At 66.5% G+C, this 15,715-nt stretch carries 13 protein-coding genes; 3 read left to right on the top strand and 10 right to left on the bottom strand.

Going from position 1 to position 15,715, the window contains the following annotated elements:
- Positions 1-3: 3 nt before the first annotated feature.
- Positions 4-795, bottom strand: coding sequence for a sulfite exporter TauE/SafE family protein (locus QO259_RS04085; RefSeq protein WP_285951902.1), 792 nt, complete (start codon positions 793-795; stop codon positions 4-6).
- 223 nt (positions 796-1,018) lie between these two features.
- Between QO259_RS04085 and QO259_RS04080 the strand changes: the two genes are divergently transcribed.
- Positions 1,019-1,786 (top strand): NRDE family protein, encoded by a 768-nt coding sequence (locus tag QO259_RS04080; RefSeq protein ID WP_285951901.1) that lies wholly within the window; start codon positions 1,019-1,021, stop codon positions 1,784-1,786.
- 25 nt (positions 1,787-1,811) lie between these two features.
- Here QO259_RS04080 and ptsP read toward each other — a convergent pair whose 3' ends face one another.
- Positions 1,812-4,073: a phosphoenolpyruvate--protein phosphotransferase gene (gene ptsP / locus QO259_RS04075; protein WP_285951900.1), complete on the bottom strand. Its 2,262-nt coding sequence runs from the start codon at positions 4,071-4,073 to the stop codon at positions 1,812-1,814.
- Between the two features lie 129 nt (positions 4,074-4,202).
- On the bottom strand, positions 4,203-4,697 hold the full coding sequence (locus tag QO259_RS04070; RefSeq protein WP_110678415.1) for an RNA pyrophosphohydrolase: 495 nt from the start codon (positions 4,695-4,697) through the stop codon (positions 4,203-4,205).
- A gap of 426 nt (positions 4,698-5,123) precedes the next feature.
- On the opposite strand from QO259_RS04070, the gene QO259_RS04065 reads away from it, so the two are divergent.
- Positions 5,124-5,783: a histidinol-phosphatase gene (locus QO259_RS04065; RefSeq protein WP_285951899.1), complete on the top strand. Its 660-nt coding sequence runs from the start codon at positions 5,124-5,126 to the stop codon at positions 5,781-5,783.
- Between the two features lie 208 nt (positions 5,784-5,991).
- Here QO259_RS04065 and rsd read toward each other — a convergent pair whose 3' ends face one another.
- From rsd to QO259_RS04030, 7 genes are all read right to left on the bottom strand, one after another.
- Entirely contained in the window at positions 5,992-6,504 is a 513-nt protein-coding gene (rsd, locus tag QO259_RS04060) for a sigma D regulator (protein WP_285951898.1), read from the bottom strand.
- A gap of 207 nt (positions 6,505-6,711) precedes the next feature.
- Positions 6,712-7,257, bottom strand: a complete 546-nt coding sequence (locus QO259_RS04055; RefSeq protein ID WP_207035172.1) for a disulfide bond formation protein B — start codon at positions 7,255-7,257, stop codon at positions 6,712-6,714.
- 72 nt (positions 7,258-7,329) lie between these two features.
- Positions 7,330-8,958: a glutamate--cysteine ligase gene (gene gshA / locus QO259_RS04050; protein WP_285951897.1), complete on the bottom strand. Its 1,629-nt coding sequence runs from the start codon at positions 8,956-8,958 to the stop codon at positions 7,330-7,332.
- A gap of 134 nt (positions 8,959-9,092) precedes the next feature.
- Complete coding sequence (locus QO259_RS04045) at positions 9,093-11,447, bottom strand: Tex family protein (protein ID WP_285951896.1); 2,355 nt, start codon at positions 11,445-11,447, stop codon at positions 9,093-9,095.
- Positions 11,448-11,614: 167 nt separating this feature from the next.
- On the bottom strand, positions 11,615-13,210 hold the full coding sequence (locus tag QO259_RS04040) for a phosphoenolpyruvate carboxykinase (protein WP_285951895.1): 1,596 nt from the start codon (positions 13,208-13,210) through the stop codon (positions 11,615-11,617).
- Positions 13,211-13,475: 265 nt separating this feature from the next.
- The gene (gene hslO, locus QO259_RS04035; protein ID WP_285951894.1) at positions 13,476-14,348 is read right to left on the bottom strand and encodes an Hsp33 family molecular chaperone HslO; all 873 of its coding nucleotides are present in this window, start codon (positions 14,346-14,348) and stop codon (positions 13,476-13,478) included.
- Positions 14,349-14,537: 189 nt separating this feature from the next.
- Positions 14,538-14,930 (bottom strand): RNA-binding S4 domain-containing protein, encoded by a 393-nt coding sequence (locus tag QO259_RS04030; protein ID WP_035475178.1) that lies wholly within the window; start codon positions 14,928-14,930, stop codon positions 14,538-14,540.
- Between the two features lie 152 nt (positions 14,931-15,082).
- Between QO259_RS04030 and nudE the strand changes: the two genes are divergently transcribed.
- On the top strand, positions 15,083-15,676 hold the full coding sequence (nudE, locus tag QO259_RS04025) for an ADP compounds hydrolase NudE (RefSeq protein WP_207035179.1): 594 nt from the start codon (positions 15,083-15,085) through the stop codon (positions 15,674-15,676).
- Positions 15,677-15,715: the final 39 nt, after the last annotated feature.

Here is a 15,715-nt window from a genome sequence, read left to right as displayed (position 1 = left end):
CGGTCAGCCCAGCATCAGCTTGAACCCGACCACGATCAACAGGAGGGCAAAGATACGTCGCAGCACCTTGGCAGGCAATGCGTGGGCGACTTTCACCCCCACTCGGGCCATCGGCACGCTGGTCACCATCAGGCCGAGAAACGCCGGCCACATCACGAAACCGGTCGCCCCGCTCGGCAGCCCGGCCTCGCCCCAGCCCACCACGACATTGGTCACGGTACCGATCAGCGCGATCGGCAGGCCGATGGCAGCGGAGGTACCCACCGCCTCGGTCATGCGCTGGGTGAAGCGCGACAGCCACGGCACCGACATCACCCCGCCGCCGACCCCGAACAGCGTCGAGACGCCGCCAATCCCCGCCCCCGCCGCCGCCATCGGCCAGCGCTTCGGAGTGCGCCCCTGGGTAGCCGGCGGGCGCGACAGCAGCATCTTCAGTGCCATCACCAGAGCAAACGCACCGAACAGCCGCGTCAGCGCCGCCCCCGGCAGCGCGGAGGCCAGCAATACGCCGAGGATACCGCCGACCAGTAGCCCCGGAATCATCATCCGCAGCCAGTCGCGGCGCACGCTGCCCCGGCGCCAGTGCCCCCAGGCAGAAGAGGCGCCGGTAACGACGATGGTCGCCAGCGACGTCCCCACCGCCAGATGCGCAGTCACCGCCGGGTCGACCTGCTGGGCGAGAAAGGCGAAGACCAGCGCTGGCACCATCACGATGCCGCCACCAATACCGAAGACACCCGCCAGCAGCCCGGCGATGGCACCCACCAGCAGGTAGATGAGGACAGCCGTCAGCATCTTTCTACCCCACAGTCAGACATTGAATGAGTTATCTCGCCGGGAAGCGCTGCCAGCGCGGGGTCTGGAGACATGCGGGTGATCCTTGGGTGTGACATCCGGGGGCGGGAAGTAAATAGCCTGCTCATGGTACGCTGCCAGCCTGCCGCTGTCATGGCTGCTGCTGTCGGTCTGCTGCTGTCAGTACAGCCCCTGGCACCTTCCACGCTGCTGGAGCCTCACCATGTGTCTGATCGTCTTCGACTGGCAGCCAGATAGCGATCGGCCGCTGCGTCTTGCCGCCAATCGCGACGAGTTCCACGCCCGGCCCAGCGCCGCCCTGCACCGCTGGCAGGATGCCCCGCTGCTCGGCGGCCGCGATCTCGAGGGCGGCGGCACCTGGCTGGCAGCCACCCGCGGCGGGCGCTTCGCCGCCCTGACCAACGTCCGCGATGCTCATATGGCGACGCCCGCTGATGCACCCAGCCGCGGCGAGCTGGTGACCGCCGCCCTGCAGGCGGCCGAGCCGCAGCGCTGGCTTCAGGACCTGGCGAGCGCTGGCGCGCAGCGCTATGCCGGTTTCAACCTGCTGCTGCGCGAGGGTGATCGGCTCTGGGTGCTCCACCACGGCCGCGACGCAACCACCCTCGACGAAGTCGCGCCCGGCCTGCACGGGCTCTCCAACGCCGCACTGAATACTCCCTGGCCCAAGCTGGTGCGCGCGCGGGAAGCGCTGCGACAGGCCCTCGACGGCGACGACTGGCAAGCCTCGATATGGCAGGCCATGCATGATACCCGCCCCGTTGCCGACGCCGAGCTGCCCGATACCGGCGTCGGCCTGGCGACCGAGCGCCGACTGTCAGCGATCTTCATCGTCGGGGAGACCTACGGCACCCGCGCCACCACGCTGGTGAGCGCGGCGGCGAACGGTGTCATCGAGATCACGGAACGCCGCTACGCTGGCATGGGCGTGCCGGAGGGAGAGTGCGTGAGCGAATCGGTGTCAGCCTAGCCACAGACTCTGGCGCGAAGACTCGTCAATCCTGGGGCGGCAGCAGATGCGCGATCTGCCAGTCGGAGAGCCGCTGGCGCAGGTGGGCGCGCACCGCCGCGGTGGTCGGCAGGCCCAGCGTCTCCTGCACCAGCGCCTTGGCGTCATCGAGTCCGACCCGGCGGATGGCGGCGCGCACCCGCGGCAGGCTCGGCGCGTTCATCGACAGCGCGTCGAAGCCCATGCCCATCAGCAGCAGCGCCCCGGAGGGGTCTCCCGCCAGCTCGCCGCACACCGAAGCCGGCACGCCCAAGGTCTGGCTCTCGGCAGCGAGCCGCGACAGCGCGTTGAGCACCGCCGGGTGGCAGGCATCGTAGAGACTGGCGACGCGCGCATTGTTGCGATCCACCGCCAGCAGGTACTGGGTCAGGTCATTGCTGCCGATGGAGAAGAAATCGACCCGCTCGGCCAGCGCCGCGAGCTGATAGAGCGTCGCCGGCACTTCGATCATCACCCCGACCTTGGGCGAGGCCACCTCGATACCGTCCTCGGCCAGCTCCTGACGCGCCCGCGACAGCAGTCGCAGCGCCGTATCGACCTCGTCGACACTGGTGATCATCGGCAGCAGAATGCGCAGATTGTCGAGCCCGCGCGACGCCATGAGCATGGCGCGCAGCTGCACCATCAGCACCTCGGGGTGGTCCAGCGTCACCCGGATGCCGCGCCAGCCGAGAAAGGGGTTGGCCTCGTTGATCGGGAAGTAGGGAAGATCCTTGTCGCCGCCGATATCGAGGGTGCGCATCACCACCGGTAGTGGCGCGAAGCTCGACAGCTGCTCATGGTAGAGACGCGTCTGCTCCTGCTCGCTGGGAAAGCGCTCGTTCATCATGAACGGCACTTCGGTGCGGTAGAGCCCCACGCCGCTGACCCGCGACTTGAGCTGTGCCACCGCATCCACCGCGAGCCCGGTATTGACCAGCAGCGGCATGGCGTGGCCGTCCGGGGTCTGGCTGGGCAGGTGCTGCTCGTGCTCGAGCACTTCGGCCAGCGCCCGCTCCTCCTTGATCAGCCGCGCATAGCGCTGCGCCAGCTGAGGGTCGGGCCGCACGAAGAGGCGCCCGCGGTGGCCGTCGAGAATCGCCTTGGCCCCGTTGATCCGCGGCAGCGGCAGATCGACCATCCCCAGCACCGTGGGAATGCCCATGGCCCGCGCCAGAATCGCCACGTGGGAATTGCTCGACCCGCGCACCGAAACCAGCGCCGCCAGGCGATCCTTGGGCACCTCGCCCAGGGTCGCGGCGCTGATCTCGTCGCCGACCAGAATGGTGTTCTCGGGATAGGTGGAGGCGGTGCGCTCGCTACCCTCCTGCAGATGCGCGAGCACCCGCCGGCCCAGATCGCGGATATCGGCGGCACGCTCGCGCAGGTAGCCATCGTCGACCCGCTCGAGATACTGGGTATGGCGCCGGACCACGTCGGCCAGCGCCCCCGGCGCCCACTGCCCCTCGCGGATGCGCTTCTCGACCTCGTTGCCCAACGCGGCGTCGCCCAACATCTGCTGATAGACATCGAACAGCGCCAGCTCCTGAGCCGAGATGCGGCTGGCCAGACGCGCCCCGGCTTCGCGAATCTCCTCGCGCACATGGGCGATCGCCGCCTGCAGATGGGCGACTTCGGCCTCCGGGTCGGTGGGAATCAGATCGGGCACGCTGTCGAGATCGGCCGGCGGCGCGATCACCACGATCTCGCCGATCGCCATGCCCGATGAGCCCGGCGCCCCGGAAAACATCGCCTGCCCATCGGGCTGGGCGCGGCGATTGAGCGCGCCGGAGACCAGCGCATGCGCCAGCACCCCGGCGAGCTGGGCCGCCATGGTCACCAGGAAGGCCTCGTCGCCCTCGTCGAAGCGGCGCTTCTCCTGCTGCTGCACCACCAGCACGCCGAGCATGCGGCGCTGGTGGATGATCGGCACTCCGAGAAAGCTGGAGAAGCGCTCTTCCCCGGTCTCGGCGAAGTAGCGAAAGTGCGGGTGCGCCGGGGCATCCTCGAGGTTGAGCGGCTCCTCGCGCTGCCCCACCAACCCCACCAGCCCCTCGCCCAGGCCAAGCGCCACCACGCCCACCGCCTGGGTTCGCAGACCGATGGTATCCATCAGCACCAGCCGCTCGCGCTCGCGATCGAACAGGTAGACCGAGCAGACGTCGGTGCGCATCGCCTTGCGGATGCGCCGCACCATGGTGGCGAGCGCGGCATCCAGGCTGCGGGCGCCGTTGACTTCCTGAACGATGCGGCGAAGGGTATCGAGCATGGGCCTTTTTCTTGTCTGCGAGGCGATCCTCGTGGTGGCATCGAGACGGCCCGCTGCTGCCGGGCCGCCATGGTGTTCGCTCAGGCGGGGCTCTATACGAAAGCTACCTGCGCTCGGGTCCGCTCGCTGTCAGGTCACCTCCTCCAGCGCCAGACGATGAAAGTCCGGTGCCAGTTCGCGCAGGGCGCGGCGGTAGACCTCGCGCTTGAACGAGACCACCTGCCCCAGAGGATACCAGTAACTGACCCAGCGCCAGCCGTCGAATTCCGGTTTGGGCGTGCTGTCGACGCAGACTCGGCTGTCATGGCAGCGGATCTTCAGCAGAAACCACTTCTGCTTCTGGCCGATGCACAGCGGTTTCGAGTGCGTTCTCACCATGCGCCGTGGGAGTCGGTAACGTAGCCATCCTCGCGTACAGGCCACCACATCGACATCATGGGACTTCAACCCAATCTCCTCCTCCAGCTCGCGGAAGAGTGCCTGTTGCGGTGACTCATGGGCCTTGATACCGCCTTGCGGAAATTGCCATGCTTCCTGACCCGCCCGACGCGCCCAGAGCAGTTGGCCGTCACAGTTGGCGATGATGATGCCAACGTTCGGCCGAAAGCCATCGGCGTCTATCACGGAGTTCACCTTAACTCAATTGTCGTTGAAACCATTCTTCCACAAAGCGAGAAAGCGCATCAATAAGAGGGTGTTTACAAATTCGACGAGCGAAGGCAGGACCGGGGCGCGTAGCTAAGGCGAAATCGGCCGAAGAAAGGACCGGGCTGGCGTTCCAGTTTACAAGGGTAAATGAGTATTTTGACCGGGCTCGCGTACGAGGTCGATTTCAACGCCGTATTGTCGAGCGCAGGCATTTTGTAGACACCCTCTAAGCGTACCGGGCAAAAGCCCTTGCCAGCGTCCTGACGCCGACCGCCACAGATGCGCACGCGCCCGGCCCCGGCATGGGCAAGCGCCGGGGAGTTTGCGATACTGCCCGGCGTCGCCAGCGCGACCCGACCGCCATGTCACCCTCACATCATCGCCACTTACCGGGAGCCAACCTTGAGTCTGGCCATTTTCGATCTCGACAACACCTTGATCAGCTGCGACAGCGACCACGCCTGGGGCGAGTTTCTCATCGAGCAGGGCGCGGTCGACGCTGACGCCTACCGCCAGGCCAACGATAAGTACCTGCGGGACTACCAAGCGGGTCAGCTCGATATCCTGGCCTACCTGGCAATGGCGCTCGAACCGCTGACCCGGCACAGCGAGGAGCAGCTCAACGCCTGGCACCAGCAGTTCATGGCGTGCAAGATCGAGCCCCACGTGCTGCCCCAGGCCGAGGAGCTGCTCGCCTGGCACCGCCAGCGCGGCGACCATCTGCTGATCATCACCGCCACCAACCGCTTCATCACCGGGCCCATCGCGCGACGTCTGGGCGTCGACGATCTGATCGCGATCGAACCCGAACGCGACGGCAAGCGCTACACCGGGCGCGTGGCCGGTATCCCCAGCTATCGCGAGGGCAAGGTGACACGGCTCGAGCAGTGGCTCGAGGAGCAGCCGGCGCTGACCCTGGATGACGCCTGGTTCTACAGCGACTCGATCAACGATCGCTTTCTGCTGGAAAAAGTCCCCAATCCGGTGGCGGTCGACCCCGATGACGCGCTGCGCGATCTGGCCGAGGCGCAAGGCTGGCGGGTGATCACCCTGCGCGACTAAAGGGCAAAAGCCGAGAGGCGACACCGGAAAGATGCAAACAGGTGGTCAATCCAGGGGCGGGAGAAACAAGGGCGGGAACAAAAGGCACGAGCAACAGGGGCGCGAGAACTAGAAAGACGGGGCAACCCAGCATCGACGCGATTCGGCGACCCAACCGCATCGGTCGCCGCGCCCGGCCAGCAGTCGAGGACGGACGCGACCGTAAGACTCAGGAGGAGACGGGATTGGCCTGACGCTGGCCCGTCGACTCGCCGTCCGGTGCGTGCACCGCATGAACCCGGCCGATCAATTGATCTTCGAGGCCGAAACGTTCCACCAGCCCCGCACCCAGGCGCTCGAGCCATGCCGGCAGGCGCGCGGTGTGGTGCTGACAGCGCGTCGGCGTGGCGTAGTCGTTGTCGAAATCGAGCACTAGCTGGGTCGAGTCCTCGACCCGCGCCAGCAGCTCGTCGGCCAGCGCCAGCGCCTCGTGGTCATCGAAGGCCTTCGCCTCCTCGCGCAGCTGCGGGTAGATCTCGAAATGGCCGGCGCTGATGTAGTCCATCAGCGCTTCGCTGAAGGCATCGATACGCGCTTTGGTGACCGCACTGAGATCGCTTTCGCACACCTCGCGCAGGTCGACCAGGGTCACCAGCATGTCGTAGCGCTGCTCGAGCCAGCGATCGATCAGCGAATGGACCCCGCCCCAGCGCTCCTGCGCCGTCTTGCAGTGCTCCAGCATGTATCACCTCCTTAGGAAATCACCGCATAAATGCCTGCACGGACTCGGCGTCCCCAGCGAATGGCTTCGTTACGCGGTACTGGAACGCCAGCCCGGTCGAAAGCTCGCCTAACCACTTGTTATGTCTCGCTTTCTCCGTTCCGGGCGCCTTGCCCTTCATCTCGTTCGGCGATTTATTCAGCGTTTCCTTTCTTGGCAGGCCAGCGTTCAGGCCGCGGTCGCCGGTTGCGTCGCCGCCTTGCCCCGCAGTCGGGTGAGAATCATCGCCAGCGGTATCAGCGCCATGATCGCGAAGCCCAGCAGTGTCCACTGCGGCAGCGTCACGCCCCACAGCGCGCCTTCCACCGCAGCGCACTCGCCCGACCCGGAGAGCACGCGGGACATCACGTCCCACAGCGGCAGCGCGCCGAGCATGTAGTCTAAGCCAGGTCCACAGCTCGGCACACTATCCGGAGGTAGCGTCTGCAGCCAGACGTGGCGCCCGGCGACGATGATGCCGCCGGCCACCGCCAGCAGTGCCAGAACGCCGTAGACGATAGCGCCGCGACGGCGCGGATTGTGCAAAAGGCCAATCAGGAAGACACAGCCGGCAGCGATCACCGCCACGCGCTGGAAGATGCACAGCGGGCAAGGCTCCAGGCCTACGCCATACTGCAGATAGAGCGCGACTGCCATCATCAGGCAGCACATCGCCAGCCCCAGCCCACACCACTGGCGCGCGCTCGCCTGCGCCGCCCACCGCTTGATCTGCATAGTCTCGATGTCCTTGGTATTGATCCTGCTCGCCCCCACCGCTGCCCGACGGACGCGCCAGGCCTTATGGACTCACGCCGCCGGGCGCGGTTCCCGTGCGCGGGCAAAATAGTCGGCGATGAACTGGGCGAACGAGACCTGATCCTCCGCCTCGATATCGTGCTGCTGCTGATGCGAGGTCGCCACCAGCTCGTCGAACAGCGACGCCCTGGCTGCGTCCATCGGCGTGTTACGCCACGCCTCGGCCTGACGCCGGGCCAGATCGGTGATGAAATCGGCCCACTCGCCGCCATGTGCCTCGAGCTCGCGCAGCATGCGCGCCGACGGGGTCTTCTCGGGATCGTCGAGCCGCGTCGCCAGCGACTCCACCGCGGCCAGGTGCAGATCCGAGCCCTCGATGGCATCGAGCAGCGAGGCGACCTGGCGCATCCCGGCGATGATCTCGTGACCCCGCTCGGCCAGCGGTACCTGGCGCTCGCCCACCTGCAGGCGCAGCGCCGGGTCGCGGCCGCGTTCGACCACCAGGCGCCGATTGTCGTCGAGCCGGTCGCACTCCTCGTCGGGGATCCACGGGCTCTCGGAGAGCAGACACCAGAGCAGGAAGGTATCGATGAAGCGCATCTGCGGCTCGTCGATGCCCAGCGGCAGGAAGGGGTTGAGATCGAGACAGCGCACCTCGATGTACTCCACCCCACGGGCTTCCAGCGCCTGGGTCGGCGTTTCGTCGTGACGCGCCACCCGCTTGGGCCGGATATCGCTGTAGTACTCGTTCTCGATCTGCAGGATGCTGGCGCTCAGCTGGTGCCACTCGCCACCCTCCTCGACGCCCATCCGCTGGTAGTCCGGCCACTCGGTGGAGATCGCGTGGCGCAGCGTGCCGACATAGTTGGAGAGTGAGTTGAAGCAGATCTTGAGCTGCGACTGCACCTTGTTCTGGTAGCCCAGATCGGACATGCGCAGGCTGGTGGCATAGGGTGCATAGAGCGTCTCGCCGTCTCCCTGCCACGGCTTCAGCTTGTCGCAGCGCCCGTCCAGGCTGGCGGCGCCGAGGAAGCTGCGATCCAGCGCCGGCGAGGCGCCGAACAGATAGAGCAGCAGCCAGCTATTGCGGCGGAAGTTGCGGATCAGATCGAAGTAGCGCGCCGAGCGGTAACCCTTGGGCGACTCAGCCTCGCGCCCCTCCAGCGATTGCAGCAGCGGCCAGATGTCCTCCGGCAACGAGACGTTGTAGTGAATCCCGGCGATCGACTGCATGATGCGGCCGTAGCGCAGATCCAGCCCCTTGCGGTAGACATGCTTCATGGTGCCGACGTTGGAGGTGCCGTAATCGGCGATCGGCACGCTCTCGTTGCCCAAAAGCCTCGACGGCATGCTCGCCGGCCAGATCCACTCTTCCCCCAGGTGGCGATAGCTGAAGCGCAGCAGATCGCCGAGGAACGCCAGCGCATCCGCCGGCCGGCAGTAGACCGGGGTGATGTACTCGAGCAGCGCTTCCGAATAGTCGGTGGTGATATGCGGATGGGTCAGCTTGGAGCCCAACGCGTAGGGGTGCGGAGTGGGCACGATGCGGCCTTCACCATCGACCCGCAGCCCCTCTTTCTCGATGCCTCGCCGCAGACGACCAAGCAATCCTTTGCGTGCCGGCGTCATCAGCCGGTCGACGTTCGTGGCGAGTTGATCAGACACGCGCAACACCTTCATCCGATGGGGAGAGACGCCTCTCCCGTTGTCCGTGCACCGCTGCCGGCGGCCATCGAGGGCCGCCGGCAGCGATACGTCGCGAGCAAAACCCCATTATGGAGTCGGCGATAGCGCTTTCAAGGCTAACGACTTCGTCAGCGACGCTTCTGCGCTTTCAGCAGCGCCTCGCCCAGCGCGCCCATGTTCGAGTTCTGCCCCTGCCCCTGACCGCCGCCGCGGCCGCTGCGCTGTGGCTTGCCACGCTGACGCTGCTCGCCGCGCCCGCCGCTGGGCTGGCGCTCGCGCTGGGCACCAGGCTCGTCGCCGAGACGCATCGATAGCCCGATCCGCTGACGCGGCAGGTCCACTTCCATCACCTTGACCTTGACGATATCGCCGGCCTTGACCACCTGGCGCGGATCCTCGACGAACTTCTCGGCCAGCGCCGAGATATGCACCAGCCCATCCTGGTGCACGCCGACATCGACGAAGGCGCCGAAGTGGGTAACGTTGGTGACCACGCCCTCGAGCAGCATGCCCGGCTCGAGGTCGGAAAGCTTCTCCACCCCCTCGCGAAAGCTCGCCGCCTTGAACTCGGGCCGCGGGTCGCGCCCCGGTTTGTCGAGCTCCTTGAGGATGTCGATCACCGTCGGCACGCCGAAGTGGTCGTCGACGTAGTCGGCGGGCTTGAGCGACTTGAGATACTGACTGTCGCCGACCAGTCCGGCGAGCTGGCGCCCGTTGCGTTCGGCGATGCGCGCTACCAGCGGGTACGCCTCCGGGTGCACCGCGCTGGCATCCAGCGGGTTGTCGCCATCCATGATGCGCAGGAAGCCGGCGCACTGCTCGAAGGTCTTGGGCCCAAGACGCTCGACCTCGAGCAGCTCGCGCCGGCTGCGGAACGCCCCCTCGCGGTCACGCCGCGCGACGATGTTCTCGGCGAGCATCGGGCTCAAGCCCGAGACCCGCGACAGCAGCGCGCTGGAGGCCATGTTGAGATCCACGCCCACGGCGTTGACGCAGTCCTCGACCACCGCCTCCAGACTGCGCGACAGACGCAGTTGAGAGACATCGTGCTGGTACTGGCCAACCCCGATCGACTTGGGATCGATCTTGACCAGTTCCGCCAGCGGGTCCTGCAGTCGGCGTGCGATCGACACCGCACCGCGGATCGAGACATCCAGCGCCGGGAACTCCTTGGCCGCCAGCTCCGAAGCGGAATAGACCGAAGCCCCCGCTTCGCTGACCATCACCTTGGCCAGCGGCCGCGGCGCCACGCGCTTGACCAGCTCGGCGGCCAGCTTGTCGGTCTCGCGGCTGGCGGTGCCGTTACCGATCGCCACCAGCGCCACGTCGTGGCGCTCGACCAGTTGGGCGAGGGTCGCCAGCGCCGCATCCCACTGCTTCTGCGGCGCGTGTGGATAGACCACCGCATGTTCGAGGAACCGTCCGGTGGCATCCACCACCGCCACCTTGCAGCCGGTGCGCAGACCGGGGTCGAGGGCCAGCGTCGCCTTGGGTCCCGCCGGCGAGGCCAGCAGCAGATCCTTGAGGTTGGCGGCGAACACCTCGATCGCTTCCTGCTCGGCGCCCTCACGCAGACGCCCCATCAGCTCGGTCTCTAGGTGGGTGTAGAGCTTGACCCGCCAGGTCCAGCGCACCACTTCGCGCAGCCAGCGCGAGGCCGGCAGCTCGGCCCCCAGATCGATACCGACATGGCGAGCGATCGCCACCTCCGCCGGATGGATCGGCGCCTCGTCTTCCCCCGGCATCACCAGGGTCAGCGCCAACACGCCCTCGTTGCGCCCGCGGAACATGGCCAGCGCCCGGTGCGATGGCGTCTTGGCCAGCCCCTCGTCGTGCTCGAAGTAGTCGGAGAACTTGGCCCCCTCCTGCTCCTTGCCCTTGACCACCCGCGCGCGCAGTTGCCCCTCCTCCCACAGCCGCTCGCGCAGGCGGCCGACCAGCTCGGCCTCCTCGCTGAAGCGCTCCATCAGAATCTGCTTGGCACCGTCGAGTGCCGCCTTGGCATCCTCGACACCGCGCGACTCATCGGTGGCGCTATCGAGATAGGCCGCCGCCTCGGTTTCCGGGGTCAGGCCGGGGTCGGCCAGCAGGCGCTCTGCCAGCGGCTCGAGCCCCGCTTCGCGGGCGATCTGCGCCTTGGTACGGCGCTTCTTGCGATAGGGGAGGTAGAGGTCTTCCAGACGCTGCTTGGTGGTCGCCGCCATCAGCTCGCCGTGCAGCTCGGGGCTCATCTGGCCCTGCTCCTCGATCGCCTGAACGATGGCGCTGCGGCGCTCCTCCATCTCGCGCAGATAGCGCAGCCGCTCCTCCAGGGTGCGCAGCTGGCCATCGTCGAGGCCGCCGGTGGCCTCCTTGCGATAGCGCGCCACGAACGGCACGGTGGCGCCGCCATCGAGCAGTTCGACGGCCGCGGCGACCTGCTGTGGGCGGACACCGAGTTCTTCGGCGATGGCGGAGACGATTGCAGTTTGCATCTTGGACATGAATCACATCACGGCTGAAAAGATCGCGCCAAGGTAGCACACCGCCGCCAGCCGCTCCTACTGCGCGCCGCTGGGCGGATGCCCTGACACACGAACCCGACACACGAAAGGGATGGCCGTAGCCATCCCTTCATGAGCGTTCACTACCGAGCGCCGCCGGCGTGAGTTCAGATAGCGCGCGGGCCGGCGGCGATGATCGCCGGATCGACACCGTCGAACTTGGCGAAGTTGTGGGTGAACTTGTCGATCAGCGCATTCATCTGGGCCTCGTAGGCGGCCGCATCGGACCACGCCTCGCGGGGATCGAGCAGCTTGGCGTCGACGCCTTCCACCGCTACCGGCACCTCGAGGTTGAGCCCCTCGATGTGACGCGTGTCGACGTCGCGCAGCGCACCGCTCTGGATCGCGCCGATCACCGCCCGAGTGGTGGGAATGCTGAAGCGGCTGCCGCCCTGGCCGTAGGCACCACCGCTCCAGCCGGTGTTGACCAGATAGACACGCGAGCCGAAGGCCTCGATACGCTTGATCAACAGCTCAGCGTACTCATGCGCCGGGCGCGGGAAGAACGGCGCGCCGAAGCAGGTCGAGAAAGTCGCCTCGAGCTGGCTGGTAGAGCCCATCTCGGTGGAACCGACCTTGGCCGTATAGCCGGAGAGGAAGTGGTAGGCCGCGGCTTCCTTGGAGAGCAGCGACACCGGCGGCAGCACGCCGCTCATGTCGCAGGTCAGAAAAACGATGGCGCTGGGCTCGCCGGCACGATTGGCCAGCACCCGCTTGTCGACGAATTCCAGCGGATAGGCCGCGCGCCCGTTCTGGGTCAGGCTGACATCGGCGTAATCGGGGACCCGCGCCGCATCCAGCTTGACGTTCTCGAGCACGCTGCCGAAGCGGATCGCATCCCAGATGATCGGCTCGTTCTGACGCGACAGATCGATGGTCTTGGCGTAGCAGCCGCCTTCGAAGTTGAACACCGTGCCCTCGCCCCAGCCGTGCTCGTCGTCACCGATCAGGTAGCGCTCGGGGTCGGCGGAAAGGGTCGTCTTGCCGGTGCCGGAGAGCCCGAAGAACAGCGTGGTCTCGCCATCTTCACCGACGTTGGCGCTGCAGTGCATCGGCAGCACGTCCTTGGCCGGCAGCAGGAAGTTCTGCACCGAGAACATCGCCTTCTTCATTTCGCCGGCGTAGCGCATGCCCGCCACCAGCACCTTGCGCTGGGCGAAGTCGATCATCACCGTGGACTCGGAACGGGTGCCGTCACGATCCGGCTCGCAGACGAAACCGGGCGCACTCATCAGCGTCCACTCGGGCTTGTCCGCCGCGTGGGTCTCGGCCACGTCGGCCGCGGGGCGCACGAACAGGTTGCGGCAGTAGAGCGCCTGCCAGGCCAGCTCGGTCACCACGCGCACCGGCAGGTAGTGCTGCGGGTCGGCGCCGACATGCAGCGACGAGACGAAGCGCTCGCGCGTCCCCAGATAGCCCTCGACGCGCGCCCACAGGGCCTCGAATACCTCTGCGCCGATCGGGCGGTTGACCGCTCCCCACTCGATCATCGCCGAGGTCGAGGGCTCGTCGACGATAAAGCGGTCGAGGGTCGAGCGCCCCGTACGCGCACCGGTCTCCACGACTAGCGCGCCGTTGTCCGCCAGCACACCCTCACCGCGGGCCAGGGCAAACTCGACCAGCTCGGCTGCACAGAGATCGCTGTATACCTGGGGGGAAGTCGTGTCCTGGGCTGCCTGGCGGGGGGCTTGAGAGGTGATCATCATCCAGTCCTGGGCTCTGAGGCCTTCGTCGTCACGTTTCACGGCAAGAAGCCCGCGATCGCGGTGGACCGTGACGCCGCTCCGGCCTGCCGGATCTGGCATCACACTTCACCACGCTACGTTAACGACGCTGGTCACGGAGATCGGCGACTTCAACGCTCGGCGGGCGCAAAAAAGGTGCGCCATTATGGCAAAAAGCGCCCGGGGCGCAAATCGCCCCGGGCGCTGGTCAATTGGTCTTTGATCGTAGGGTTCAAGTGGCTGTTCAGTGCACGATGGGCGGCGGCGCCTGGGGCGACTCGATGATCGCCTCGACGTCGGCGGCGCTGAAGTGGTAGCGGGTATGACAAAAATGGCACTGGGTTTCCACCGCGCGCTCCTGCTCGAGGATCTCGCGCAGCTCATCGGCGCCCAGGGTGTACAAGGCGTTGGCCACACGCTCGCGCGAGCAGGTGCAGCCGAACGCCAGCGCCTTGGGCGTGAACACCCGGGTCGTCTCCTCGTGGAACAGGCGGTAGAGCACTTCCTGGCGCCCGAGGCCCAGCAGCTCGTCGGCGGTGATGGTCGAGGCCAGATGCACCACGCGGTCCCAGGCGTCTGGATCCTTGTTCGAATGGTCATCAGGCAACTGCTGTAGCAGCAGCCCCGCACTGCGCTCCCCGTCGGCGCTCAACCACAGGCGCGTGGCGAGCTGCTCGGACTGACTGAAATAGGCCTCGAGACAGCCCGCCAGATCGGCGTGCTCGAGCGCCACGATCCCCTGATAGCGCTGGCCCTCCTTGGGATCGAGGGTGATCACGATCTGGCCCTCGCCGACCAGCTCGCGCAGGCTGGCGTCAGTGTCGAACTCGCGTGTCTCGTCGAAACGCGCGATGCCGCGCAGCTCGCCGCCCGGGTTGGACTCCACCATCAATACCTCGACGCCCTGGCGCCCGCGCACCTCGAGACTCACGGTGCCATCGAGCTTGACCGTCTCGGTCAGCAGCGCAACCGCGCTGAGCAGCTCACCCAACTGGCGTGAAATCGCCGCCGGGTAGTCATGGCGTGCCAACACCTCGGCGTAGGCCGCCTGGAGTTGGACGATCTCGCCACGTACATTGGTGTCGTCGAATAAAAACCGCTGAATCTGATCACTCATCGCTGAAATCTCTTGCCGGGGACCGCGACGGGTCCCGCCAGAACGGAAATCGGAACCGAACCGCCGACACTGCGCGGCGCCTTCACAGTCGCACCCACGCAGATCGACATCCGGGAACGCAGAAGCCGGTACTCAAGAAGCTGGAACACAAGAAAGCGGCGGCCAATGAAGAGGCGTTCGCCGCCCCTCTCACTCCTCGGTGCGCTGGCGCTGGAAGCGCTGGATATTGCGCCGCTCGCGCTTGTCGGGGCGCTTGATGGGGGGCTGCATGGCCTGGTTGGCCAGCTTGCGCTGCTGGGCCTCGCGCTCGCGACGCGCCACGCTGGCCTCGGTCTCGCGGTAGAGCTTTTGCGCTTCGGGGGCACCGCGGCGTTGATCCGACAGCGCCTCCACCGTCACTTCGAGAGTGTCCCACCCCTGCGGAACCTCGAGCCGCGCGCCGAGCTCTACCTGTTTGCTGGTCTTGACCCGCTGGCCATCGTAGCGAATCTTGCCGCCCTCGATCGCCTTCTTCGCCAGCTGGCGCGTCTTGAAGAAGCGCGCCGCCCATAGCCACTTGTCGATTCGAACCGTTGACGTCATTACTCTCTCACCTCGGCTGCTTTAGGTGGGGGCTGGCAGGCACCGCTTCAACCCTCGACCTAGCCGCCGGCGACGCGGCCGGTAACGGCTTTTCAAGGCATACCGCGCTGATTATTGTACGCTGAGTCACTGCCCTTTGATCTGGAGGCCGCATGGCGCCCACCGACTTTTCGCCGACACCCCCTGCCAAGCCCAGCGTGCTGGCACGCCGGGAGGTGGCCAGCAGCCAGCTGTTCGCCATCGAGTCGCTCGATCTGCGCTTTTCCAACGGCGCCGAGCGCACCTTCGAACGGCTCAAGGGCAAGGGTCGTGGTGCGGTGATGATCATCGCCATGCCGGACCCGGATCACGTCCTGCTGATTCATGAGTATGCCGCCGGGTTCGACGACTATGCCCTCACCCTGCCCAAGGGTCTGGTCGACCCGGGCGAGGACATCGTGACCGCCGCCAACCGCGAGCTGATGGAGGAGTGCGGTATGGGTGCCAGGCGCATCGAGCCGCTGATCGAGCTGTCGCTGGCGCCCAACTACATGGATCACCGCATGCAGGTGATGCTGGCCAGCGATCTCTATCCCAAGCGTTTGGCCGGCGACGAGCCGGAGCCGCTAACGGTGGAGGCGTTTCCCATCGAGGATATCGCGAGCCTGCTGGCGCGCGAGGACTTTCACGAGGCCCGCGCCATAGCCGCGCTGTTCATCGCCCGCGACAAGCTGCGCAACGAACGCGATGGCGAAAGCTGGTGGTGAAAGCTGGTGGTGAAAGCTGGTGGTGAAACACCAGCGTCA

Source organism: Salinicola sp. JS01 (assembly GCF_030284585.1).
Classification (GTDB): Bacteria; Pseudomonadota; Gammaproteobacteria; order Pseudomonadales; family Halomonadaceae; genus Salinicola.
Note: the sequence above shows the minus strand (reverse complement) of the source record. Positions and strands in the feature narration are given on the sequence as shown.